This is a genomic window from Aestuariimicrobium sp. T2.26MG-19.2B (assembly GCF_950101875.1).
Lineage (GTDB): Bacteria > Actinomycetota > Actinomycetes > Propionibacteriales > Propionibacteriaceae > Aestuariimicrobium > Aestuariimicrobium kwangyangense.
Genome location: NZ_CATNLW010000001.1, coordinates 122,959 through 147,397, shown reverse-complemented (window position 1 = coordinate 147,397; position 24,439 = coordinate 122,959). Strand labels below are relative to the sequence as shown.

Annotated in this window: 24 protein-coding genes; 15 read left to right on the top strand and 9 right to left on the bottom strand. The window is 68.7% G+C overall.

Annotated elements, in window-relative coordinates; genetic code table 11:
• Positions 1–58 precede the first annotated feature (58 nt).
• Entirely contained in the window at positions 59–1,102 is a 1,044-nt protein-coding gene (locus QQZ11_RS00705) for a glutathione S-transferase family protein (RefSeq protein WP_284548148.1), read from the top strand.
• A gap of 59 nt (positions 1,103–1,161) precedes the next feature.
• Here QQZ11_RS00705 and QQZ11_RS00700 read toward each other — a convergent pair whose 3' ends face one another.
• The 5 genes from QQZ11_RS00700 to QQZ11_RS00680 are packed head-to-tail and all read right to left on the bottom strand — an operon-like array spanning position 1,162 to position 6,310.
• Positions 1,162–2,145, bottom strand: a complete 984-nt coding sequence (locus QQZ11_RS00700; protein WP_446698823.1) for a heme o synthase — start codon at positions 2,143–2,145, stop codon at positions 1,162–1,164.
• 27 nt (positions 2,146–2,172) lie between these two features.
• A complete protein-coding gene (locus QQZ11_RS00695) occupies positions 2,173–3,882 on the bottom strand; it encodes an FG-GAP repeat domain-containing protein (RefSeq protein ID WP_284548147.1) in 1,710 nt (569 codons plus the stop codon).
• Between the two features lie 42 nt (positions 3,883–3,924).
• On the bottom strand, positions 3,925–4,833 hold the full coding sequence (locus QQZ11_RS00690) for a COX15/CtaA family protein (RefSeq protein WP_284548146.1): 909 nt from the start codon (positions 4,831–4,833) through the stop codon (positions 3,925–3,927).
• Entirely contained in the window at positions 4,821–5,591 is a 771-nt protein-coding gene (locus QQZ11_RS00685) for an ABC transporter permease (RefSeq protein WP_284548144.1), read from the bottom strand. The genes QQZ11_RS00690 and QQZ11_RS00685 overlap by 13 nt, the downstream gene beginning before the upstream one ends.
• Complete coding sequence (locus QQZ11_RS00680) at positions 5,591–6,310, bottom strand: ABC transporter ATP-binding protein (RefSeq protein ID WP_284548143.1); 720 nt, start codon at positions 6,308–6,310, stop codon at positions 5,591–5,593. The genes QQZ11_RS00685 and QQZ11_RS00680 overlap by 1 nt, the downstream gene beginning before the upstream one ends.
• 109 nt (positions 6,311–6,419) lie before the next feature.
• Between QQZ11_RS00680 and QQZ11_RS00675 the strand changes: the two genes are divergently transcribed.
• From QQZ11_RS00675 to QQZ11_RS00640, 8 genes are all read left to right on the top strand, one after another.
• Positions 6,420–7,130 (top strand): helix-turn-helix transcriptional regulator, encoded by a 711-nt coding sequence (locus tag QQZ11_RS00675; RefSeq protein WP_284548142.1) that lies wholly within the window; start codon positions 6,420–6,422, stop codon positions 7,128–7,130.
• 65 nt (positions 7,131–7,195) lie between these two features.
• Positions 7,196–8,647 (top strand): Fe-S cluster assembly protein SufB, encoded by a 1,452-nt coding sequence (gene sufB, locus QQZ11_RS00670; protein WP_051139647.1) that lies wholly within the window; start codon positions 7,196–7,198, stop codon positions 8,645–8,647.
• Between the two features lie 44 nt (positions 8,648–8,691).
• Positions 8,692–9,837 carry a Fe-S cluster assembly protein SufD gene (sufD, locus tag QQZ11_RS00665; protein ID WP_022909799.1) on the top strand — a complete coding sequence of 382 codons (1,146 nt, stop codon included), beginning with the start codon at positions 8,692–8,694 and terminating at the stop codon, positions 9,835–9,837.
• Positions 9,834–10,193 carry a non-heme iron oxygenase ferredoxin subunit gene (locus tag QQZ11_RS00660; protein WP_284548140.1) on the top strand — a complete coding sequence of 120 codons (360 nt, stop codon included), beginning with the start codon at positions 9,834–9,836 and terminating at the stop codon, positions 10,191–10,193. The genes sufD and QQZ11_RS00660 overlap by 4 nt, the downstream gene beginning before the upstream one ends.
• Positions 10,194–10,238: 45 nt before the next feature.
• Complete coding sequence (gene sufC / locus QQZ11_RS00655) at positions 10,239–11,006, top strand: Fe-S cluster assembly ATPase SufC (protein WP_284548138.1); 768 nt, start codon at positions 10,239–10,241, stop codon at positions 11,004–11,006.
• Positions 11,007–11,038: 32 nt separating this feature from the next.
• Positions 11,039–12,337 (top strand): cysteine desulfurase, encoded by a 1,299-nt coding sequence (locus tag QQZ11_RS00650; protein ID WP_284548136.1) that lies wholly within the window; start codon positions 11,039–11,041, stop codon positions 12,335–12,337.
• Positions 12,334–12,804 carry a Fe-S cluster assembly sulfur transfer protein SufU gene (sufU, locus tag QQZ11_RS00645; RefSeq protein ID WP_022909803.1) on the top strand — a complete coding sequence of 157 codons (471 nt, stop codon included), beginning with the start codon at positions 12,334–12,336 and terminating at the stop codon, positions 12,802–12,804. Before QQZ11_RS00650 ends, sufU begins: the two co-directional genes overlap by 4 nt.
• Entirely contained in the window at positions 12,801–13,190 is a 390-nt protein-coding gene (locus tag QQZ11_RS00640) for a metal-sulfur cluster assembly factor (protein ID WP_022909804.1), read from the top strand. Before sufU ends, QQZ11_RS00640 begins: the two co-directional genes overlap by 4 nt.
• 33 nt (positions 13,191–13,223) lie before the next feature.
• Here the strand turns inward: QQZ11_RS00640 and QQZ11_RS00635 are convergent, their stop codons facing one another.
• Entirely contained in the window at positions 13,224–14,783 is a 1,560-nt protein-coding gene (locus QQZ11_RS00635; RefSeq protein ID WP_284548135.1) for a hypothetical protein, read from the bottom strand.
• Positions 14,784–14,920: 137 nt separating this feature from the next.
• Between QQZ11_RS00635 and QQZ11_RS00630 the strand changes: the two genes are divergently transcribed.
• Genes QQZ11_RS00630 through QQZ11_RS00620 form a run of 3 tightly spaced genes read left to right on the top strand, consistent with a single transcriptional unit; the run spans position 14,921 to position 19,120 of the window.
• Positions 14,921–16,519, top strand: coding sequence for an ABC-F family ATP-binding cassette domain-containing protein (locus QQZ11_RS00630; RefSeq protein WP_284548134.1), 1,599 nt, complete (start codon positions 14,921–14,923; stop codon positions 16,517–16,519).
• A 37-nt stretch (positions 16,520–16,556) separates the two neighbouring features.
• Positions 16,557–17,207 (top strand): helix-turn-helix domain-containing protein, encoded by a 651-nt coding sequence (locus tag QQZ11_RS00625; protein ID WP_446698795.1) that lies wholly within the window; start codon positions 16,557–16,559, stop codon positions 17,205–17,207.
• The gene (locus QQZ11_RS00620) at positions 17,204–19,120 is read left to right on the top strand and encodes an ABC transporter ATP-binding protein (RefSeq protein ID WP_342395051.1); all 1,917 of its coding nucleotides are present in this window, start codon (positions 17,204–17,206) and stop codon (positions 19,118–19,120) included. The genes QQZ11_RS00625 and QQZ11_RS00620 overlap by 4 nt, the downstream gene beginning before the upstream one ends.
• Here the strand turns inward: QQZ11_RS00620 and QQZ11_RS00615 are convergent.
• From QQZ11_RS00615 to QQZ11_RS00605, 3 genes are all read right to left on the bottom strand, one after another.
• Positions 19,117–19,887, bottom strand: coding sequence for an SDR family oxidoreductase (locus QQZ11_RS00615; protein ID WP_284548131.1), 771 nt, complete (start codon positions 19,885–19,887; stop codon positions 19,117–19,119). The genes QQZ11_RS00620 and QQZ11_RS00615 overlap by 4 nt on opposite strands.
• Positions 19,868–20,611 carry an SURF1 family cytochrome oxidase biogenesis protein gene (locus tag QQZ11_RS00610; RefSeq protein WP_284550112.1) on the bottom strand — a complete coding sequence of 248 codons (744 nt, stop codon included), beginning with the start codon at positions 20,609–20,611 and terminating at the stop codon, positions 19,868–19,870. The genes QQZ11_RS00615 and QQZ11_RS00610 overlap by 20 nt, the downstream gene beginning before the upstream one ends.
• A 100-nt stretch (positions 20,612–20,711) precedes the next feature.
• Positions 20,712–21,059 carry a DUF3099 domain-containing protein gene (locus QQZ11_RS00605; protein WP_022909811.1) on the bottom strand — a complete coding sequence of 116 codons (348 nt, stop codon included), beginning with the start codon at positions 21,057–21,059 and terminating at the stop codon, positions 20,712–20,714.
• Between the two features lie 125 nt (positions 21,060–21,184).
• On the opposite strand from QQZ11_RS00605, the gene fabG reads away from it, so the two are divergent.
• From fabG to QQZ11_RS00590, 3 genes are read left to right on the top strand one after another with little or no spacing between them, the layout of a single operon-like run.
• Entirely contained in the window at positions 21,185–21,901 is a 717-nt protein-coding gene (fabG, locus tag QQZ11_RS00600) for a 3-oxoacyl-ACP reductase FabG (protein WP_026377851.1), read from the top strand.
• A gap of 59 nt (positions 21,902–21,960) precedes the next feature.
• Positions 21,961–22,734: an enoyl-ACP reductase FabI gene (gene fabI / locus QQZ11_RS00595; RefSeq protein ID WP_022909813.1), complete on the top strand. Its 774-nt coding sequence runs from the start codon at positions 21,961–21,963 to the stop codon at positions 22,732–22,734.
• 5 nt (positions 22,735–22,739) lie between these two features.
• Positions 22,740–24,437, top strand: coding sequence for a Mur ligase family protein (locus QQZ11_RS00590; protein WP_284548129.1), 1,698 nt, complete (start codon positions 22,740–22,742; stop codon positions 24,435–24,437).
• Positions 24,438–24,439: the final 2 nt, after the last annotated feature.

Below are 24,439 nucleotides of genomic sequence, written 5' to 3'. Positions count from 1 at the left end.
GCCTTGCACTCTAGTCAGCGTGGCCGAATGCACGAGGACTGCTGACTAGATTGGGGCCATGACTGAGTCCCGCGCGAAGGCAGAGACGTCGGGGTCGGGCTACGTGACCAAGGGTCAGGGCTACGACCGCGACACCACCTACATCACCGAACGGATCACCTCGTCGGGGGAAGGTGCCAACGAGTGGCCCGTGCAGCCCGGTCGTTACCGGCTGATCGCGGCCCGGGCGTGCCCGTGGGCCAACCGCGCCATCATCGTCCGCCGCCTGTTGGGGCTGGAGCCCGTGATCTCGCTGGGCATGCCCGGACCCACCCATGACGCGCGGTCGTGGACCTTCGACCTCGACCCCGGCGGGGTCGACCCGGTGCTGGGCTACGAGCGACTGCAGCAGGCCTACTTCGCCCGGTTCCACGACTACCCCCGCGGCATCACCGTGCCGGCCATGGTCGACGTGCCGACCGGAGCCGTCGTGACCAACGACTTCGCCCAGATGACCCTGGACTTCTCGACCGAGTGGAAGCAGTACCACCGCGAGGGTGCTCCCGACCTGTTTCCGGAACATCTGCGCGGTGAGATGGAGCCGGTGATGAAGCGGATCTACACCGAGATCAACAACGGCGTCTACCGGTGCGGGTTCGCGGGGTCGCAGGATGCCTACGACGCCGCCTACGAGCGGTTGTTCACCGCCCTCGACTGGGTGGACGAGCGGCTTCGCACGCAGCGATACCTGATGGGTGACTCCATCACCGAGGCCGACGTGCGGCTGTTCACGACCCTCGTCCGCTTCGACCCGGTCTACCACGGGCACTTCAAGTGCAACCGGCAGAAGTTGTCGGAGTTCGGCGCCCTGTGGGGCTACGCCCGCGACCTGTTCCAGACCCCCGGGTTCGGCGACACGGTCGACTTCGTGCAGATCAAGCGGCACTACTACATCGTCCACGCCGACGTGAACCCCTCGCAGATCGTGCCCCAGGGCCCTGATCTGGCAAACTGGCTCTCCGAGCACCACCGCGAGGAACTCGGTGGACGTCCGTTCGGCGCCGGGACGGCACCGGGGCCGGTGGCAGCCGGTGAAGAGGTTCCCCTCGGACACGGGGCCTGACCGGGTCGGAGGCGACCGTTCCGACGCCGTCGTGCGGCGACTCCCCGGGACGGGAGGGTTCAGAACAGGAGCGGGTCGATCGCCGCGGCAATGAACACGAGCGCCAGATAGCTGTTCGACCAGTGGAACAGCCTCATCGGCTGCATCGCCACCTCGTCGAGCCCGGCCCGCGCTCGGCGGAGCAGTCCGACAGCCTGCCACACCAGCACCACTCCGGTGGCCAGGGCGACCGCGGGGTACAGCCAGCCGGTGTGGGCCACGGGCCACAGCGTCAGGGAGACCAGCACGGTCACCACCGAGTAGGCGAGCATGCGACGAGCCACGCCCACCCGGTCCATGACCACCGGCAGCATCGGCACGCCCGCGGCGGCGTAGTCGTCCTTGTAGCGGAAGGCGAGAGCCCAGGTGTGCGGAGGAGTCCAGAAGAACACGATCGCGAACAGGATCAGGGGCGGCCAGTCAACCGAGCCCGTCACGGCGGTCCAGCCGATCAGGGGAGGGAAGCAGCCGGCGATCCCACCCCAGACGATGTTCAATGAGGTGCGGCGTTTGAGCCACATCGTGTAGACGAAGACGTAGAAGGCGTTCGCTCCCAGCGCCAGCAGGGCCGACAGCCAGTTCGCCCCCCAGCCCAGGACGAGGGTCGCGGCCACTCCCAGGAGTGCGCCGAACGTGATCGCGTGAGCGGGCGGCACCTGGTGCCGGGGCATCGGACGGCGTCGCGTGCGCCTCATCACCTCGTCGATGTCGCGGTCGATGACGCAGTTGAACGTGTTGGCGCTGGCGGCGGCGAACAGCCCGCCCAGCATCGTCCAGCCGGCGAGCGCGAGGGGTGGCAGACCGCCGGCGGCAAGGAACATGGCGGGAAGGGTGGTGACCAACAGCAGTTCGATGATCCGCGGCTTGGTGAGGGCCACGTAGGCACGCGCCACGTCACGCCACGTGGCGCTCACGGCAGGATGCACGACGGACGCCGCGGGGCGCTGCTGGTGTGTGGTCACGTGGTCCTTCCGGGTGCCTGGCGGTTGGCGACGGCACGACAGGTGCCGAGTCTACCGAGGCCTCCGCGGTCAGGCGAAAAGCCGATACCCGCCGAACCCGGTGCCGACGAGTCGCGCGGGGGAGAAGCTCACCCACCCGGTCTGGTAGGCGTACAGGGTTCCGGAGGAGTTCCGTCCGACCAGGTCGGGCACACCGTCACCACTCAGGTCACCAGGGGTGAACACTGCGGTCCAGCCCGACCAGCCGCGACCGACCTTCGCCGCCTGCACGATGATGCCGTTGCGCACGTAGTAGGCGATCAGGTCGCCCTGCCTCGACACCGCCACCAGGTCGTTCCAGCCATCGCGGTTGAAGTCGCCCAACCCGACGGTGAACGAGATGGCCTGCCAGTTGCGGCCGATCTTGTTGGTGCTCGTGAACCCGCTCCGGGTCAGGGTGTAGCGCACCAGGTCGCCGGATGAGGAGATGGCGACCACCTCGGGAGTGGAGTCGTGGGTCATGTCACCGATGACGGTGATGTTGCGCACCGTGTTCCAGCCGCGCCCCACCTGACGTCCCGACGCGTATCCACCCATGCCGGAGCCCAGGTAGAGCCACATGCTCCCGTCGGAGCGGACGGCCAGCAGTTCGTCGGTGCGATTGCCGTCGAGGTCTGGCACGTGACCCACCCAGATGGTGGTTCCCCATCCCCGCCCGATCGGCCAACGGGCGCCGAAGCCCGCGCCGGCCTGCCCCTTGATCATCTGCAGGGTGCCGGCTGTGTCGACGGCCAGCAGGTCGGCGACACCGTCGCCGGTCTGGTCCCCGTTGCCGCGGGCCGTGGCGGCGGTGGTGAACGAGATGGCCGCATCGAGGTTCTGGCTCGCCCCTTGGTCGGTGACGGCCGTTCCGCGGACCCGGCCGGAGTAGATGGCTCCCGGCACCAGCGGACGGGTGGGGACCACCAGGACGAGGCCGTCGACGCCGGTGAAGCCCGCGTCCGAGACGACGCAGGTCTCGACCGGCTGGCCGTCCTCGGTCAGGGTGGCCTGCGCCCCGAGGACCTGGTGGATGCGGGTGTCATCCAGCTGCACCGAGATGGGATACCCCCACTGCACCGGGTTCTGGCTGCACTGGCTGGTGTAGTACGAGGCTCCCGACGAGGTCCAGGCCAGTCCGCGGTGGCTGGCCTTGGCGGGGAACACCTTCGGCCACGAGGTCGAGACCGCCGAGGTGGCAACGGGGAGACCTATGACCGTGAAGGTGGCGGTGTGGGCGAACGCCGCCGACGTGGCCCTGGGGTTGAGCAGGAGCGTGCTGCGGGCCCACGGATCGGTCATGGCGACGTCGAGGGCGATCGCATGGGTGTTCGCCTCGGCAACCGTGACGGTGAAGGGCGCGATGGCGTCCCCCTCCGCCGAGTAGCCCGGCTTGCCCAATTGCTCGTCGTTGGGGTTGAGGTTGGCGTCGTCCTTGTTCAGTTCGAGGTAGACGGCGTGTGCGCTGACGGCCGACTGGGTTGCGCTGGTGACCGCCAAGGAGGACGAACCGACCCGCGAGCGCAGTTCGTTGAGCGAGCTCAGGGCCGGATCAACGGCTGCCTGGGTGGTCACCGTCTGCGGGGCCAGGCCCTGGCTGCCCGATGACTGGGGCGACACGGTGCTGCTGCCAGCGCTGAGGATGCGGGGGCGCGACTGCGAGGTGGGCTCGGCGCGTGCCGAAGGGGCCGTGCCCGCCAAGGTCACGACGACCAGGGAACTGGCGACGGCAACCGTGAGCGCGCGAAGTCGGATCGACATGGACAATCTCCTGGCATCACCGGTGGGGAAGTGGGCGCCAGTCTAGGCAGCGGCCCTCGTCAGTCGGGAGTCGTGCCTCGAGCTGTACATGACACTTGCGGCGGCGGCAGCGGCCAACCCGGCACCCAGCAGGTGCAGCAGCACGACACCTGCCGGCAGCCCCGTGAAGAACTGCAGGTAGCCGATACCCGCCTGCACCAGTTCGACGCCCACCAAGGCGGTGGCCCAGCGGCGTACCACCCGGTGACCTGCACGCCAGGCCCTCACCAGGACCGTCACGGTGAGCAGGACGGTGAGCCACACGGTGGCCGAGTGGATGCGCGCGACCACCTCGATGTCGAAGCCGGTGCGGGCGGCACCGCCGTCCCCGGCGTGCGGTCCCGATCCGGTGACGACGGTGCCCAGCCAGCACGCCACCATCATCAGGGCGAAGGTGGCCACCCCGAGGGTTCGGTCGAGTCGCCCGACGGTGTCGGGCACCTCTGCGGTGACTGCGAACAGGAGCCGCACGATCAGCACGACCAGTACCAGTGACAGCAGCAGGTGCAGGGCGACCACGAAGGGGTTGAGCCCGCTCAACACGGTGACCCCGCCGATCACACCCTGGAACGGGATGCCGAGGGCCACCAGCAGGGTCAGGCGTCGGACCAGCCGACCACGGGGATCGTCCACGGTGACGCGTCGGGCTGTGATCCAGCAGGCCACCGCGATGATGATCAGCACGAACGTGAGCAGCCGGTTGCCGAACTCGATCAGGGAGTGGTGACTGATGGCGCCATGGGGCACGTACGCGGCGTCGTTGCACTGGGGCCACGTGGAACAGCCCAGGCCCGAAGCGGTCAACCGGACGATGGCTCCGGTGACGATGATGCCGATGTTGGCGACCAGCGAGGCCCATGACCAACGGCGCAGCGCGACCTCGGTGCCGAGCAGGCGGTTCAGGAAGTCCATCCCATGACCTTTCGGGCGAGCAGGACGGCGGCCACCGCCCAGACGAGGGCGACGACCAGGGGTACCCACCAGCCTCCGCTGGCGGGGGCATCGGCCAGTCCCTGCCGCAGTCCCTCACCGAGGGCAGCCGTGGGCAGACAGCGCACCGCCGGTTCCAGGAAGCCGTAGCTCCCCGCAGGCACCACCAGGGCCCCGCCCGCGGCGAGCGCCAGGTAGACGAGATTGGCCAGGGCGAGGGTGATCTCTGCCCGGAGCAGGCTGGCCAGCACCAGGGCAGCCGCGACGAAGGAGGCCTGCGCCGCCAGCATCGTCGGCACGGCCAGCAGCAGGCCCAGCGCGTCGAGCCGGGGTCTCCACCCCAGCGCCAGCGAGAGGGATACCAACAGGACGACCTGGGCGAGTGAGACCACCACGCTGGCGGACGCCTTGCCGATCACCATCCCGGTACGACCCAACGGCGTGGAGGCGAGCCGCTCCAGCACCCCGTAGCGGCGGTCGAACCCGGTCCCGATGGCCACGGAGGTGAATCCCGTCGAGAAGAGGGCCAGTCCGAGGACCGAGGGCACCAGCAGGGTGAAGTCGACGCCGAGCCTGCTCGGGAACCAGCGGCCCACGAGCAGGACAGCGGCGGGGATGACCAGCGCCAACAACAGCTGCTCGCCGTTGCGGACCAGCATCAGTGTCTCCAGGGTGGCGTGGCGCACGATCCGCTGCCGGGTCGGCGCGGCCCCGGAGGCGGGTGCGAAGTCGAGGCTCATCAGACTCCCTCGTCGGTGTGGCTCAGGAACAGTGCCTCCAGTGAGGTCGTGCGGGTCAGCTCCGGCACCGCCCCGGACATCACCGCCCGTCCGTGGTCGATCAGCACGACTTCGTCCGCCAACTGCTCGGCCTCCACCATGTCGTGGGTGGTGAGCAGCACCGAGACGCCGGCAGCCCGCAGGTCGCGGACGAGGGCCCAGGTGCGGCGGCGGGCGTGCGGGTCCATACCGGCGGTGGGTTCGTCCAGGAAGACCAGCTCGGGCCGCCCCACGATCGCTCCCGCAAGGTTGACCGCCTGCTTCTGCCCCCCGGAGAGACGTCGGTAGGTGGTGCGGGCGAAGGCGTCGATGCCCAGGTGGGTGATCAGGGTGTCGGGGTCGAGTGGGGTGGCGTAGAGACCGGCCAGGAAGTGCACGAGCTCGCCGGCCCTGACTCCCGACCACGCGCCGGTGCTCTGCGGCATCACCCCGAGCCGGGCCCCGAGGTCGGGGGACCCGGGGGCCTGCCCGAGCACCCTGACCGTTCCCGACCGTGGGCCCACGAGCCCCGTGCAGGTGCGCAGCAGGGTGGTCTTGCCGGCGCCATTGGGACCGAGCAGCGCCGTCACGTGCCCCCGCAACGCCCGAAGGCTCAGCGAGTCGAGGGCGGTCACGGCTCCGAAGGTCACCACCAGATCGGCGATGTCGAGCACGGGCTCGGAGGGGGTGGGCGTGGGCACCCGCCCATCGTAGGGGCGAGCCGAAGAGGTCCGACCGCGGGGTTCGGCTGCGAGCGAAGCAAGGGCAGCCTTACTTGTGTGGGCGCGGGAATAAGGAAAGTATGGTGTCGTGAAAAAGGTGGCGGAGAACGCAGTGCAGGAGGGTCATGACGATGATGCCTCCACGCGTCAGCGCGTCGCCCAGTCGATCCTGGAGCAGGGACCGTCGACCGCTGCCGAGCTCGCCGAACGCCTGGGGCTCACGCCTGCGGCGATCCGTCGACACCTGACCGCACTGGTCGAACGCAACCAGGTCAGTTCACGAGAGAAGAAGATCTACGGACAGCGTGGCCGCGGTCGCCCCTCGAAGGTCTTCCTGTTGACCGACGAGGGACGCGCCACCTTCTACCAGGCCTACGACGACCTGGCCATCCAGGCGCTGAAGGCGTTGGCGTCCGTGGGCGGCTCTGCCGCGGTGACGAGGGTGGCCGAGGAACGTTTCGGTCAGGTGGAGCGGCGCTACCTCGCCCTCCGCGAGGCCGACCCCGATCGTTCCCCGGTCGACCTGTTGGCCGAGGCGCTCACCGCCGATGGGTACGTGGCCTCACTGAAGCCTGCCCGTTTCGGTGAGCAGCTGTGCCAGCACCACTGCCCGGTGGCACACGTCGCGACCGAGTTCCCGGAGCTGTGTGAGGCCGAGACCCAACTGTTCAGCCGGCTGCTGGGTTCGCACGTGCAACGGCTGGCGACCATCGCCCACGGCGACGGGGTGTGCACGACGCACATTCCGCTGGCCTCGATGGTGCAGCGGTCCAGACCGCCCCTTCCCAGCCACACGTGACCCAGCCCGATCCACACCATCCCCGAACCACCCAGCCACGACACTCGACACGTTTGGAGCAGATCATGACCCAGGTCGACAACCCCCGCCCGGCAGCACCGGGACTTGGGGCCACCCAGGACGAACACATCGAGGCCCTGTCGAAGTACCAGTGGGGGTGGCATGACGCCGACTCCGCCGGTGCCATCGCCCAGCGCGGCCTCAGTGAGGCCGTCGTCGCCAACATCTCGGCACTGAAGGACGAGCCGCAGTGGATGCTCGACCTGCGCATGAAGGGCCTGAAGCTCTTCCGCCGCAAGCCGATGCCCAGCTGGGGTGCCGACCTGTCGGACATCGACTTCGAGAACATCAAGTACTTCGTGCGCTCCACCGAGAAGCAGGCCCAGACCTGGGAGGACCTGCCCGAGGAGATCAAGAACACCTATGACCGGCTCGGCATCCCCGAGGCCGAGAAGGCGCGTCTCGTCTCGGGTGTCGCAGCCCAGTACGAGTCCGAGGTGGTCTACCACAAGATCAACGAGGAGCTCGAGAAGCAGGGTGTCATCTTCCTCGACACCGACACCGCTCTCAGGGAGCACCCGGAGATCTTCCAGGAGTACTTCGGCACCGTCATCCCGGTGGGCGACAACAAGTTCGCCTCGCTGAACACGGCCGTCTGGTCGGGTGGCTCGTTCATCTACGTGCCGAAGGGTGTGCACGTCTCGATCCCGCTGCAGGCCTACTTCCGCATCAACACCGAGAACATGGGCCAGTTCGAACGCACCCTGATCATCGCCGACGAGGGCTCCTACGTGCACTACGTGGAGGGCTGCACGGCGCCGATCTACTCGTCGGACTCTCTGCACTCGGCCGTGGTCGAGATCGTGGTCAAGAAGAACGCCCGGGTTCGCTACACGACCATCCAGAACTGGTCGAACAACGTCTACAACCTCGTGACCAAGCGCGCCACCTGCGACGAGGGCGCCACCATGGAGTGGATCGACGGCAACATCGGGTCCAAGGTCACCATGAAGTACCCGGCCGTCTACATGATGGGTGAGCACGCCCGCGGCGAGACCCTGTCGATCGCCTTCGCGGGTGAGGGGCAGCACCAGGACGCCGGCTCCAAGATGGTGCACTGCGCACCGCACACCTCGAGCTCGATCATCTCGAAGTCGGTGGCCCGCGGTGGCGGTCGTTCGTCCTACCGCGGCCTGGTCGAGGTGCAGGAGGGCGCCCACCACTCCGCCAGCTCGGTGAAGTGTGACGCGCTGCTGGTCGACACCATCTCGCGTTCGGACACCTACCCCTACGTGGACGTGCGTGAGGACGACGTCTCGATGGCACACGAGGCCACCGTGTCGAAGGTCTCCGACGACCAGCTGTTCTACCTGATGTCTCGTGGCATGGAGGAGGACGAGGCCATGGCGATGATCGTGCGCGGCTTCGTCGAGCCGATCGCCCGTGAGTTGCCGATGGAGTACGCGCTGGAACTCAACCGCCTGATCGAGCTGCAGATGGAGGGTGCGGTCGGCTGACCAGCACTCCCGGCACCCCATCGACCCCCCTGAAGGAGACACCCTTGTCCGTCGACACCCTGTCGGCCGCGATCGAGACCGTCGAATCGCACCTGCACCCCACACCCTCCTGGAACGTGGACGACCACCCCATGCCCACCGGGCGCGAGGAGATCTGGCGGTTCAGCCCCGTCAAGCGCTTCCGCGCGCTGCTGTCACCGTCCGACGACCTCGGCACCCTGGACTGGTCCGGACAGTTCAGTGCGCCGGTCACGGTCACCTCGTTGACCGCGGACGAGGCCCGAGCCCTGGCCGTGGAGGCGCCCGTCGACAGGGTGTCGTCCCTGGCCGCCGAGCAGACGGTGCACCGCACCCACATCTCGATCCCGGCCAACGCCGAGCTCAGCGAACCCGTCGTGTTCACCGCCACCGGTGTCGACGGCCGGGCCAGCGACCACTACGTGCTCTCGGTGGGCAACTTCGCCCGTGCCACGGTGGTGGTGAAGTTCGAGGGTCGCGCGACCTACTCCGAGAAGCTCGACGTCATCGTGGGTGACGGCGCCAGCCTGAACCTGATCACGGTGCAGGACTGGGCCGACGGTTCGGTGCACGGGGGCCAGCGCTCCATCAGGGTGGGTCGCGACGCGCAGGTCAAGGCCATCACGGTCTCGATCGGTGGCGACATCCGACTGCAGGAGAACGCCCGTTTCGCCGGCCCGGGAGGGTCGCTGCAGCAGTTCGGTCTCTACCTGGTCGATGCCGGCCAGCACATCGAGCACCGTCTGTTCGTCGACCACAATGAGCCCCACACGAGCTCGAACGTCGACTACCGCGGAGCCCTGCAGGGCAGGGGTGCGCACTCGGTGTGGATCGGCGACGTGCTGATCCGCAAGGTCGCCGAGGGGATCGAGACCTATGAGTCGAACAAGAACCTGGTGCTGACCGACGGTTGCCAGGCCGACTCGGTGCCGAACCTCGAGATCGAGACCGGCGAGATCGCCGGTGCCGGCCACTCCTCGACCACCGGACGCTTCGACGACGAGCAGTTGTTCTACCTGCGCAGCCGGGGCATCTCCGAGGCCGAGGCCCGACGGTTGGTCGTCCACGGCTTCTTCAATGACATCATCCGTCGCATCGGCGTTCCCGACATCGAGGACCACCTGCGCGAGATCGTCGAGAACGAACTGGCCATCGTGGGGGACGGACGGTGAGCGGCGCCCCCGACTGGCAGAAGGTCGCCACCCTCGACGAGTTCGAGGACGACCGGCCGATCGGCTGCGCCGCGACGCTGCCCTCGGGCGAGGACCTCGAGGTGGCCATCGTGCGCCACCAGGGCGAATGGTTCGCCATCCGCGACGAGTGCTCCCACGCCAAGGTGCCGTTGTCGGACGGTGACGTCGTCGACTGCACGATCGAGTGCTACCTGCACGGATCGGTGTTCAGCCTGCGCACCGGTGAGCCGCTCAATCTGCCGGCCACCCAACCCGTGCCGGTCTTCCCGGTCCGGATCGACGGGAACGACATCCTCGTCGACATCGCCAACCCCAGCTTTGATGCCGACTGGTGACCCAGCCGGTCACCCACCAGTCATCCACCCAGAGAAGAGATCACCATGAGCACCCTTGACATCAAGAACCTGCACGTGTCGGTCGAGACCGAGGACGGCCCCAAGCCGATCCTCAAGGGCGTCGACCTGACCATCAACTCCGGCGAGGTGCACGCCATCATGGGCCCCAACGGCTCGGGCAAGTCCACGTTGGCCTACTCGATCGCCGGCCACCCGAAGTACACCATCACCGACGGTTCGGTCACCCTCGACGGGGTCGAGCTGACCACCCTGTCGGTCGACCAGCGCGCCCGCGCCGGCCTGTTCCTCGCCATGCAGTACCCGGTCGAGGTGCCGGGGGTGTCGGTGAGCAACTTCCTGCGGACCGCCAAGACGGCGCTCGACGGCGAGGCCCCCAAGGTGCGCACCTGGGTCAAGGACGTCAACGCCGCCCTCGCCAAGATGCAGCTCGACAGCTCCTTCGGTGCCCGCTCGGTCAACGAGGGGTTCTCCGGTGGCGAGAAGAAGCGCCACGAGATCGCCCAGCTTGAGTTGCTGAACCCCCGGTTCGCCATCCTCGACGAGACCGACTCGGGCCTCGACATCGACGCCCTCAAGGTCGTCTCGGAAGGTGTCAACCGCTACACCGCCCAGGGCGATCGTGGGCTGCTGCTGATCACCCACTACACCCGCATCCTGCGCTACATCGATCCCACCTTCGTGCACGTCTTCGTCGACGGCCGGATCGCCGAGCAGGGTGGCAAGGAACTGGCCGACCAGCTCGAGGCCGAGGGGTACGACAAGTACGTGCGCGCCTCCCGCGTCTCGGCCTGAGAGCCGATCCATCCCCGAGAGGAGGGGCACTCATGACCTACGACGTCGAGGCGATCCGTCGCGACTTCCCGATCTTCGAGCGGACGGTGGGGGAGTACCCCCTCGTCTACCTCGATTCGGCCAACACCTCGCAGAAGCCCCGTCAGGTGGTCGAGCGCATGTCGGCGCACTACCTGCAGCACAACGCCAACGTGGCGCGAGCGATGCACCTGCTGGGCGCGGAGTCCACCGAGGCCTACGAGTTCGCCCGCGCCACCGTGGCGCGCTTCGTCGGGGCCCGCTCGACCCGCGAGGTGGTGTTCACCAAGAACGCCTCCGAGGCGCTCAACCTGGCCGCCCACACCCTCGCCTCGCGGCTCGGGCCCGGTGACGAGGTCGTGGTCTCGGTGATGGAGCACCACTCCAACATCGTGCCGTGGCAGATCGCCTGCCAGCGCACCGGTGCGACCCTGAGGTGGTTCGACGTCACCGAGGACGGTCACCTGGACCTCGAGAAGGCCGAGCGTGAGGGGCTCGTGAACGAGCGGACGAAGGTGGTCTCGCTGACCTGGGTCTCGAACGTGCTCGGTACGGTCAACCCCATCGCCGAGATCGCCGCCCAGGCCCACGCGGTCGGGGCCCTGATGGTGGTCGACGGTGCCCAGGGGGTGCCGCAGCGGGTCACCCGTGTCTCCGACCTGGGCGCCGACCTGCTCGTGTTCACTGGTCACAAGCTGTGCGGGCCCACCGGGATCGGCGTGCTGTGGGGTCGGCTCGACCTGCTCGAGGAACTGCCGCCCTTCATGGGCGGCGGGGAGATGATCGAGATCGTCCGCATGGAGGGCTCCACCTATGCGCCGCCTCCCGCGCGCTTCGAGGCCGGCACGCCCCCGATCGCACAGGCGATCGGGTTGGCCTCGGCCATGGACTACGTCAGTGCCGTGGGCATGGACGCCGTCGCTGCGCACGAGCGCGAACTGACCGCACACATGCTCGCGCAACTCGATCGCGTCACCGGCATCCGCATCCTCGGCCCCCGCGATGCCGATCGTGGGGGAGCCGTCGCCTTCACCCTCGACGGGGTGCACCCCCACGACGTCATGCAGATGCTCGATTCGCGAGGGGTCGCCGTGCGAGGGGGACACCACTGCGCTCGTCCGCTGCACGAACGCTTCGGGGTGCAGAGCTCCACCCGCGCCTCGAGCTACCTCTACACCACCACCGCCGAGGTGGACGCCCTGGCCGAGGCCCTGGACTACACCCGCGACTTCTTCGCCGGGAAGTTCTCGTCGGGTGGGTCACGGGCCCGCCGTGAACGTCGCCGCCAGTTGGCGGGGGAGGACATCCGATGAGCCAACCCCACCTGCACAGCATGGAATCGCTGTACCAGGAGATCATCCTCGACCACTACCGCGAGAAGCACCACAGTGGACTGCGGGAGCCCTTCGAGGCGCAGGTGCACCACGTGAATCCCAGTTGCGGTGACGAGCTCACCCTGCGGGTGCTGCTCGACGGCGACACGGTCTCCGACATCAGCTACGAGGGAGTGGGATGTTCGATCTCGCAGGCCTCGACCTCGGTGATGAGCGACCTGGTCATCGGCCGCTCGATCGAGGACTCCATGAAGCTCTACGACGAGTTCCGTGAACTGATGGACTCACGCGGCCTCGCCGAACCCGACGAGGACCGCTTCGAGGACGCCATCGCCTTCGTCGGCGTGGCCCAGTTCCCTGCCCGAATCAAGTGCGCGCTGCTGGCCTGGGCAGCGATGCGCGATGCCACCAGCCAGGCCGTCGCAGCCCGCGAGGAGACCCCATGAGCAACCCCACCACCGAACCCCGTCCCTCAGACCTGGTCAGGGACGAACTGCCCGACGTCACCGCCGTGGCCTCCGCCCGTCCCACCGAGGACGACGTGCTCGAGGCGATGAAGGATGTCGTCGACCCCGAGTTGATGGTCAACGTCGTCGACCTCGGTCTGGTGTACGGGGTGCACGTCGACGAGCAGAACAACGCCACCCTCGACATGACGCTGACCAGCCCCACCTGCCCGCTGACCGACCGGATCGAGTACGACACCCAGTCGGTGCTCGACGGTCTGGTCAACTCCGTGGCGATCAACTGGGTCTGGCTGCCGCCGTGGAGCCTCGACAAGATCACCGAGGACGGCCGCGAGCAACTGCGGGCGATCGGGTACAACGTCTGACCCGACCGGCCATCCGGCCCCTCTGCTGAACGGTCAGGGCTGCTGGACCAGTCGAACGCTGTCCGGCAGGTCGTAGTAGGCGCGGATCGTCGGCGCGTAGCGGTCGAGCCGGAACGCGTAGTAGTACATCAACTCGGGGTGCGGGTACTGCCGGGGGAAGACGACCTCGTCCACCTGACCAGCCCGCGCCCGCTCGATCTGGGCGAGCACCGGCCCGTACGCTGCGGCGTTGTCGCGCAACCCCGTCCAGGTACGCCACCACCACAGCGGCACCGCCCAGGCCGACAGTCCGAGGACGAGGACCAGCGTCCCCGCTGCGAGTCGGCGTTCGACCGCTCGTGACGTCTGCACCGCCCACCCGCCCAGCACGGCGAAGGCCAGCGCCAGCAGCCACAGGGTCAGGGGAAGCAATGCCCGGGTCGCTGTGATGCCCGCCAGCAGCGGGGGCATGAACGAACCGGCTGCACCGGCCAGGGCCACCACCGGGAGCGGCCCGAGGTGATCGACCAGCGACCCCGCCATCACCAGCGCCGCGAGGGACGCCACCACCACCGACCCGAGGAACACCGTCGCCCAGCCCAGCTGTTCGGCCGTCATGGCGAACCCGTAACTGGTGAGCGACGGCCACCTGGACCACTGCCGGCAGGCCAGGACCGCCGTGCCCATCCCGAGGACGTGCACCACCGCGAAGGCCGTGAGCCGAGAACGCCAGCCACGGGCAACCACGGCAGCGACGGTGAGCAGCCCGCTCACGACCAGCACGACGGGTCCCGCTGTCGCCCCGACCTGCCAACACGTGTTGGCCGCCCGCAGCAGGAGCAGTCGGGGCCCTGCCTCAGCCGGCTGGGTTCCGGTGACGGCTCCCAGACGCTTCCACATCCCCGGCGCCGTCGCCTGCACCACAGCGCTGACCGTGGCGACGATCAGCAGGGTTCGCACCCGGGGCTGGGTCGTCCGGGCCCTAGCGCGTTGCACCACCACCAGCACCACCACGCTCGCGAGGGTGGCCAACGACCCCGTCTCGTGGAGCAGGGGTGCCACCACGGCCAGCAGCGTCACCCCGAGGGTGCGTGGCCAGGACCAGCGCTCGTCCGACTCGGTGCCGAGCACCAGCGATCCGACCAGCACCAGGCACAACACAGGTGAGACCACGTAGTCGAAGCTCGCCTGGGCCCACACCAGGGCAGCCCCGTGCAGTCCGGGATCACGCCAGCCCAGAATGGGGACTGCGCACACCGCTGCCAACGCGAAGGCCCAGCGCACCGGCGGAGGGGTCGACGTGCTGCGGCTCCACAGCAGCAGCGCCGCCGCCACGCCGACCTGCTGGGCGGTCATCGCCCACCGGACGACCTCCGGCCCTCCTCGGAGGACGATGCGGAACAGGCTCCCGGACTGACGTCCGGTGGCTTGCCAGTAGTCGCGCCACGAGTCGTTGGCCCACGCCTGGAACGTGAAGTGCCCGCCGCGTGCCCCGCCGATGGTGGCCGACATGAAGTCGTCGCCCTGCATCATCCAGAACCGGAAGACCAGCCACCAGGCCAATCCCCCCAGCGCCAGGATGACGAGGACACCCCGGCGGGAGACGGCAGACATGGCGTCATGCTAGTCACAGCGGTCGGGCGGATTCCGACGTGCTCGTGGGCCGGGGTGGACCGGTCGGGTCGGGCTTGATCCGTTCGGTGAGGGTGAATCGGTTTGGTCGAGGGCGGACCGGCTGGAAGAATGGGCCGGTGCTTCAGGTTCGCGATCTCGAGGTGCGGGCGGGCGCCCGCCTGCTCGTCGAACCCATTTCCTTCCAGGTGATCGCCGGTGACAAGGTGGGCCTGGTCGGCCGCAATGGTGCCGGCAAGACCACCCTCACCAGGATCCTCGCCGGGGAGGCCCAGCCCGCGGGTGGCACCGTCACCCGAACCGGGCACCTTGGTTATCTTCCGCAGGACCCGCGCGACCCTGACCTCGAGGTGCTGGCCCACAACCGCATCCTGTCGGCCCGTGGCCTCGACGAGGTGCTGGTACGCCTGCGTCGCTACGAACTCGAGATGGCCGAGGCCGACGGGGACCGTCGTGACGCCGCCATGAGATCCTACGAGCGCGCCGAGGCCGAGCACGTGGCGGCCGGCGGCTACGCGGCGGAGTCGGAGGCCGCCAGGATCGCGGCCAACCTCGGTCTTCCCGACCGCGTGCTCGGTCAGCCGTTGAAGGAACTCTCCGGTGGTCAGCGCAGGCGGGTCGAACTCGCCCGCATCCTGTTCTCCGGCGCCGACACCCTGCTGCTGGACGAACCCACGAACCACCTGGACGCCGACTCCATCATCTGGCTGCGGTCCTGGTTGCAGGGCTACTCGGGCGGCCTGATCATGATCAGCCACGACGCGAGCCTGCTCGACGCCACGATCAACAAGGTCTTCCACCTCGACGCGAACCGCTCGATGATCGACGTCTACTCCATGAACTGGAAGCTGTACCTGCAACAGCGCGAGTCGGACGAGAAGCGACGCAAGCGTGAACTCGCCAACGCCCAGAAGAAGGCCGACGCCCTCAACGCCCAGGCCGAGAAGATGCGCGCCAAGGCCACCAAGGCGACCGCCGCCCAGAACATGATGAAGCGCGCCGAAAGACTGCTGGCCGGGGTCGAGGGTGAGCGCGAGGTCGACCGGGTCGCACGGATCGCGTTCCCGACCCCCGCCCCATGCGGGAAGACGCCCCTGATGGCCGAGGACCTGTCGAAGTCGTACGGTTCCCTCGAGGTCTTCACCGGTGTCGACCTGGCCATCGACCGTGGCTCGAAGGTGGTCATCCTGGGGCTGAACGGTGCCGGGAAGACGACCATGCTGCGCATCCTGGCGGGCGTTGAGGAGTCGGACACCGGTGGCCTGCTTCCTGGTCACGGCCTCAAGTTGGGCTACTTCGCCCAGGAACACGATCTGCTCGACCTCAAGGCGACGGTGCTCGACAACATGCAGGCCGCAGCCACCGACATGAATGCCACGGAGTGCCGCAAGGTGCTCGGCTCATTCCTGTTCAGCGGTGACGACGTGGACAAGCCTGCTGGTGTGCTGTCCGGAGGCGAGAAGACCCGTCTCGCGCTCGCCATGCTGGTGGTCTCGGCCGCCAACGTGCTGTTGCTCGACGAACCCACCAACAACCTCGACCCCGCCTCGCGCCGTGAGGTGCTGGAGGCCATTCGTACCTATCGGGGGGCGATGGTGCTAGTCACCCACGACGAGGGTGCCGTCGCCGCCCTCGAACCCGACCGGGTGCTGTTGCTGCCCGACGGCGTCGAGGACCTGTGGAACGCTGAGTACGCCGAACTGGTGTCGCTGGCCTGAGCAGGGTCACCGACCAGGTCGCAGGAGGGGACAGCCGATGGAGCTCACGCCACACGCCCGGATAGCGGGGGATGACAGGCGTGCCCTGACCAGTCTCGTGGTCGAACGACACCGCCAGGGCGCGAGCCTGAGGGCGATCGCCGCCGAACTCGGACGAAGCTACGGCTTCGTCCATCGGCTGCTGGACGAGGCCGGGGTGCAGCCACGCCACCGTGGTGGGGACACCCGCAGTCCCCAGGCCCGTGAGCGCCGGGCATCATTGACCGGGGCTCAGGTGGCCGCCACTGAGCACATCACCTCAACACCGGAGGGCGGGACCACGGACAAGGATGCGGCCACCAGCACCGATCCCGCCGAGCGGGCCTCCGGGCAGCCGCCCACGAAGCCCAAGAAGAAGGCCGGGAAGAAGGTCCGGAAGAAGGCGCAGGCGTCCGGGAAGCCCGATGTCGCGGACGGCACATCCGTGAGCGCGAAGGGCGCGGGGGAGCGGGCGAAGAGCCAGAAGGCCAAGGTCGGGACGGGCCGCGACGAGGCCAGCAAGAAGGCGGCCAGCAAGAAGACAGGCAACAAGAAGACAGGCAACAAGAAGGCGAGCAAGCGCACGCTGGACAAGGTCACGTCGGACACCTCGGACAAGCCGGGAAAGTCGGGCAGGTCGGGCAAGGCCAAGAAGGCGAAGCAGTCGTGAGCGTGGGCATGGGCCCGAACGGCGGCATGATCATGCGCCAGTTCAGCAAGGGTGACGCCATCAAGGGGGCGGAACTTCGTCCCGGCACGTGGCGCCGGGTGCTGGGCTACGCCACCCCGTACCGAGGACTGCTCACCGTCTTCCTGATCGGTGTGGTCATCGACGCCACCCTGGGCGTCGTCCCGCCGCTGTTGCTCCAACGTCTCGTCGACCACGGGGTGCTGGCCGGCAACTCACGTCTGGTGGTGCAGTTGGCGGTCGTGGTCGCTGCCATCGCGCTGGTCGACGCCGTGCTCGGGACCTTCACCACCTGGTGTTCGGCCACCATTGGTGAGGGCCTCATCCGTGACCTGCGCATCCAGGTGTTCGACCACGTCTCGGCGATGCCACTGGCCTTCTTCAGCCGAACCCAGACCGGGCAACTGGTCTCGCGTCTGCAGTCCGATGTGATCGGGGCCCAGCAGGCCTTCACCTCGACCCTGTCGCGAGTGATCTCGAACGTGCTGTCGGTCGTGCTCGTGCTGCTGGCGATGCTCACCCTCGACTGGCGTCTGGCCATCGCCTCGGTGCTGCTGTTCCCGTTGGCCCTCGTGCCGACGCGCCTTGTGGGCCGTCGGGTCGCGGCACTGCAGCGGCGGTCGATGCAGGTCAACGGCGACCTGTCGGGCCTGATGACCGAGCGTTTCTCGGTCTCGGGTGCCCTGCTGGCCAAGCTGTTCGGGTCCCCCGCGCGGGAGCACGAGACATTCGCCGATCCCGCGAACCAGCGGCTCGAGATCGGTGTGCGCATCGCCATGATCGGCCGTGTCTTCGCGGCCACGCTGGTCCTGGTCGCCGCCCTCGCCACCGCCATGGTCTACGGGGTGGGCGGCCTGATGACCGTCCGCGGCGCCCTGACCGTCGGCACCCTGACCGCCTTCGCCGGACTCCTCGGGCGCCTCTACGGCCCCATGCAGGCCCTCACCACCGTACGCGTCGACATCATGAGCGCCCTGGTCAGCTTCGAGCGGGTCTTCGAGGTGCTCGACCTGCCCATCCTGATCACGGATGCACCCGACGCCCGACCGGTCACCGGACCCGCGTCGATCGAGTTCGACCACGTCAGCTTCGCCTACCCCGACCCTGCGTCGTACTCCCTGCGATCCCTCGAACCGGCGGGCAGCGCCGAGGCTCCCTCCGATGAGGGGCCGGGGCGGGCGGTGCTGCGTGATGTCTCGTTCCGGGTGGAACCCGGCCAGACGGTCGCACTGGTGGGCGCCTCCGGGGCAGGCAAGACCACGATCACCCACCTGATGGCGCGGCTCTACGACGTCGAGGCAGGCAGCGTGCGACTGGGCGGTGTCGACGTGCGCCAGATCAGTCAGGAGTCGCTGCGTCGGCTGGTCGGCTACGTGACCCAGGACGCCCACATGTTCCACGACACGCTCCGCGCCAACCTCACCTACGCCAATCCCGCGGCGACGGAGGAGCAGATGCACAGCGCCCTCGCCCAGGCACAGGTGCTCGACCTCGTCGACCGCCTGCCCCAGGGTCTCGACACCACCGTGGGGGAACGCGGGTACCGCCTCTCCGGTGGGGAGCGGCAACGGCTCGCCATTGCCCGGTTGCTGCTGGTTCAGTCGCCGATCGTGGTGCTGGACGAGGCCACCGCCCATCTCGACTCCCGCTCCGAACACCTGGTCCAGCGGGCCCTCGACACGGCCATGGAGCAACGGACCTGTGTGGTGATCGCCCACCGCCTGGCGACGGTGCGCACGGCCGACCAGATCCTGGTCGTGCGCGACGGTCGCATCGTCGAACGTGGCACCCATCTGGAACTGCTGGCGGCCTCGGGGCCGTACGCCACCTTGTACGCCACGCAGTTCGTCGACGATCCAGCCGTGCCGGACGACCAGATCGCCGTCGGTGACTAGAGCGCCCGCATGGCCCCACCGTCGACCGGCACCAGACAGCCCGTGACGTAACTGGCGGCGTCGGAGAGCAGGAAGGCTGCCACTCGCCCGAACTCTGCCGGTTCACCCAGCCGGCGCAACGGGATGGCCACTGCTGCCTGCTCCCGCGCGGCCTGGGGGTCGGGGGTGCCGCTCCACAGGTGCTGCAGGCGTTCCGTCGCGACCGACCCGGGCAGCAGGCCCACGGCTCGTCCTCCCCGGGGGCCGAGTTCATCGGCCAACTGCTTGACGAGCATCGCGAGACCGGGACGGAGCCCGTTCGAGATCGCCATCTGTGCCAGCGGCACCTTCGCCGAGGTCGACAGCACGAAGGCCAGCCGGGGGGCCGGCTGGGCCGACGTCACCGCTCGGGCCGTCCGCAGCGCGGGCAGGAAGACCGAGGAGAAGGCGGAACTCCACTCCTCGTCGGTGTTGTCGAGCACCCCGCCGCGGGGCGGTCCGCCCACACTGACCAGGGCGCCGTCGACCCGACCGAAGGTTTGCAGGGCCAGGTCCACGGCCCGTTGGGGTACCTGCGGGTCGGCGAGGTCCGCCGCCAGGCTTTTGGCACGATCGGGCGCATCGTCCCCGCCGTTGAGTTCCACGCAGGCCTCGGCGAGTGCCTCGGCGCGTCGGGCCACGAGCACCACCCTGGCGCCCTCGGCCACGAGCGCATGGGCCGTGGCGAGCCCCAGCCCGGAACTCGCGGCCGTCACCACGAAGACCTTGTCAGACAGTCCCAGCTGCATCCCTGCTCCGTTCGCGACGTTTCCGGCGGTCCTTCAGGTCTCCCCGGATCAACAATGCAGCACCGCCCACGGCGATGGCGGTGAACACGAACCACTGGATGGCGTAGGAGAAATGGGGGCCCTCGTCCAGGGTGGGTGTCGGCACCGGGGACAGCACCTTGTCGTCGGACGGGGTCGAACTGATCTGCTGGATGTAGCCGTCCTCGAGGCGCAGCCCCAAGGTCTCGGCGATCATCGGGGCATTGATCAGGCGGACGTTGCCCTCCACGGGCCTGGTTGCCGTGGTCTTGCCGTTCTCGCTGCGGCGCACCCAGCCCACGACGGTCACGGTGCCGACCGGTGCCTTCGGCACGTCGGCCTCGGGACGGTCCTCGGGCTTCGGGATGAAGCCCCGGTCGATCAGCACGGTGCGCCCTGACGCCGTCACCAGCGGTGTGACCACCTCCATGCCGGCCTGGTCGCCCGAGTTGCGGTACCGCACGCGCAGGGAGTGCTGCTGCTCGTAGGTGCCCGTGATGGTCACCCGTTGCCACTGCTGGTCGTCGGCGATCGGCCCGGTGAACACCTGCGTCCAGTCACGGACGGGCTCCTTCTGGTGGGCCACGATGCGAGCGTTGGTCTCGCGGCGGTGGTCGAGGCGGTGCAGTTGCCACTCACCGAGCCGCACGAAGACCCCACCGAGCACGGCCACGAAGACGACCAGAACGATCCATCTGACCCACATCCTCTGCACCGGGCGAGCCTACCCGTCCCCAGTCGCCGTCAGATTCCCAGTCCCCGCCCCGTCTTCAGTCCCCGTCCCGTTGCCAGTCCCCGGAGAGTTGTCAGTCATCGACGACTTCGCCCCGGATCACCTCGCCGGTACCCAGTTGGTGCCCGGTGAGGTCGGCGTCCTCGTCCCCGGGGGCGGTGGGGACCGTGTAGGGCTTGGACGACACATTGGCGAGCATGACCGCGAAGGCCGGGATGATCGCGGCCCCGACCGCGAAGGCCCATCGCCACGGGCCCGGCGTGACCACCAGTCCCAGGAAGCACAGCACCCGGATGCTCATCGAGATCAGGTAGTTGCGCTGGCGTTTGTGACGGTCGACGCTGCGTCCCGGTTGCGCGTCGGTGACGGGCGCCCAGGTCAGGCCTGGGCGGCCGGCGCCGGGCTCACGGGGGTCTGTCACCGCGCCAGCCTACGTCGGGGTCGGTGGTGCCTCGCCCGACCGATCGCGGGTTGCGCGGGCAACCAGACCCGGGACAGCACGAACGCGGACTGACACGGCGGGTCCGGCCCGATAGGTTGCAGGTCGTGAATGCAACAGCGTCCCGCAGTGTCCTGGTCACCGGCGTCAGCAAGGGGATCGGGCGAGCCATCGCAGCCGACCTGGTGGCCGCCGGTCACAAGGTCGCCGGTACCCATCGCTCGGGTGACGTGCCCGAGGGCGTGCTGGGCCTCGTCTGCGATGTCACCGATCCCGAGCAGGTGGAGGCCGCCTTTCTCGCCGCCGAGCAGGCACACGGTCCCGTGGAGATCCTGGTCGCCAACGCCGGCATCACGAAGGACGCCCTGCTGATGCGCATGAGCGAGCAGGACTTCGCGTCGGTCATCGACACCAACCTCACCGGTACCTGGCGCGTCGTGAAGCGGGCCGTGCGACCCATGATGAAGGCCCGACACGGCAGGATCGTGCTGATCAGTTCGGTGGTGGGGCTGCTGGGTTCAGCCGGGCAGGTGAACTACGCGGCCTCGAAGTCGGCACTGGTGGGGCTCGCGCGCAGCCTGAGCCGCGAGGTGGGGAGCCGGGGCATCACCTGCAACGTGGTCGCTCCCGGGTTCATCGAGACGGACATGACCGCCGTCCTGTCCGACGAGGTGATCGCCGGCTACAAGGAGCGCATCCCCGCGGCCCGGCTGGGCTCGGTCGACGACGTCACCTCGGCCGTCCGGTTCCTGACCAGTGACGCCGCCGGTTACATCACCGGTGCCGTCATCCCCGTTGACGGTGGCCTGGGCATGGGCCACTGAGCCCGGCGAGAACCCATCCACGACCACTCATCCCTCTCCACGACTGAATAGGAACCGCAATGGGAATCCTCGAAGGCAAGTCCATCCTGGTGGCGGGAGTCACCCTCAACACCTCGATCGGCTTCGAGGTGGCGCGCCAGGCCCAGCTCGAAGGTGCCACCGTCGTGGTCTCCAACTTCGGACGAGCGCTCTCGCTCACCCGCAGGGTCGTGCAGAAGCTCGACCCCGTTCCGCCCGTCCTCGACCTCGACGTGACCAATGAGGAGCAGCTGGCGGGTCTGGTGGACGCCCTGCGCGCCGAGGGCATCGAGCGGCTCGACGGGGTCGTGCACTCGATTGCGTTCGCCAACCCTGAGCGTGCCCTCGGCGGCGCCTTCCTGAGCACCGAGTGGGACGACGTCGCCACCTCGATGCGCGTGTCCGCCTACTCCTACGCAGCCCTGGCGATGGCCTGCAAGCCGCTGTTCGGCGAGAAGGCCTCGGTGGTCGGGCTCACCTTCGACGCGACCGTCTCGTGGCCCGCCTATGACTGGATGGGCGTGTCGAAGTCCGCCTTGGAGTCGACCAGCCGTTACCTGGCCCGCTACCTCGGCAAGGAGGGGGTGCGTTCGAACCTGGTCGCGGCCGGCCCCCTGCAGACCATCGCCAAGAAGGCCATCCCCGGAGCCTCCACCTTCGATGACGTCTGGTCCGAACGGGCACCCCTGGGGTGGGACCCCACCGACCTCACCCCGACGGCCCGGGCGGTCGTGGCACTGCTCAGCGACTTCTTCCCCGCCACCACGGGCGAGATGATCCACGTCGACGGTGGCGTCCACGCGATGGGGGCCTGAGCGACATGGGGCAGGCGGGGGCGCTGCTCGAGCACCGGCTGCTGGAGGGAGCCAACCTCTACTTCCCACGGCCAGCGGTGAAGCTGACGTTCGACGTGTCAGGACTCGCCGAGTTGCCCGAGGGGAGCGCCCTCAGCCTCGCCCGCGCCGTCGGCATGCGTACCGCGGCGGTCGGCGCCCCGAACTCGGAACTGCGTTGGTTCACCCTGTCGAGGCTGGTCAGCGCGCTCACCCGCCAGGTGGCCCGGCGCGGGGGAGTCGTCCGGCTCGCCGTGCGATCCAGGCGCGGTACCCACCCCAACGAGGTGGTCGTCGCCGTGCCGTGGCGCCACACCGGCAAGGTCGACGCCCTGGCCGAGGGCATCTCTGAGGTGCTGGATGCCGCAGGCTCCCGTCGGCGGACCATTGACGCGGCCCTCGTGCGCGCGGGTGAGCGGTTGCGCGCCGCCGACGAAGGGGGCGAGCCACGTCTGATCGAGCCGAGCGTGCCGGTGGTCGGGATCACCGGCACCAATGGCAAGACCACCACCAGCCGGATGATTGCCCACGTCGCGATGACGGCCGGGCGACACGTCGCCTGGTCGAGCACCGAAGGGGTGCACCACGACGGTCGACTGGTGGTCGACGGTGACTACTCCGGCCCTGGTGGCGCCCGCGAGGTCTTCAAGTGTTCACCCCTCGACCTGGCGGTCACGGAGACCGCCCGAGGGGGCATCCTCCGGCGCGGGATCGGGGTGCGGCGATTCGACGTCAGCGTGGTCACGAACGTCACAGCCGACCATCTGGGACTGGAGGGCATCGACACCCTCGACCAGCTCGCCGAGGTCAAGTCGGTGGTGCCCCGCATCACCAAGCCGAAGGGCTGGGCCGTGCTCAACGGCGACGACCCGCGGGTCTTCGCCATGCGTCATCTCACCGCCGCTCGTCCGTGGATCTTCTCACCCGACCCGAACTCCCCGTCGCTGCGCACCGCGCTGGACGAGGGGGGCCGGGCCACCACCGTGCTGGACGGTGCGGTCGTCGTGGTCACCCACGGCCGGGTGGTGCCGGTGGTCGATCTCGTCGACGTGCCCATGACGTTGTGCGGTCTGTCGCGAGCCAACGTCGAGAACGCACTGGGGGTGACCAGCGCAGCGATGGCCCTGGGTTTCACTGCTCCCCAGATCGCGGAAGGACTGACCTCCTTCCTGCCCGAGCAGAACAACCCCGGACGGATGGCCATCTGGCTGTACCGCGACAGGATCTTCGTGATCGACGTGGCGCACAACGAGGCCGGGTTGCAGGCGCTGCTCGACATCTGCCACGGCCTGCGTGGCCCCGGTGCCGCTCTGGTGGTGAGCCTGTCGATGGCCGGCGACCGGCAACCCGATGCCTTCCGCAAACTCGGTGAGATGGCAGGACTGGCCGCCCAGCAGGTGGTCTACACCCGCACCTCCCACTATCTGCGCGGTGCAGACCCCAACCAGTTGGCCGAATGGGTCGCCGAAGGGCTCGAGCCGACGGGCACCTCGCTGTCGGCACGATTCGACAGCGAGCTCGAGGCCCTCGAGTGGGTCATGGGGCACACGGCCCCCGGTGACGTGATCGGATTCATGTCCCACCAGCAGCGTGACGAGGTGAAGGCGCGCATGGGGGCCGACGGGGGCCATGCGGCCAGCGTCGACGAGATCCGCTCCCTCGTCCTCGGTGACGGGTCGTCGTGACC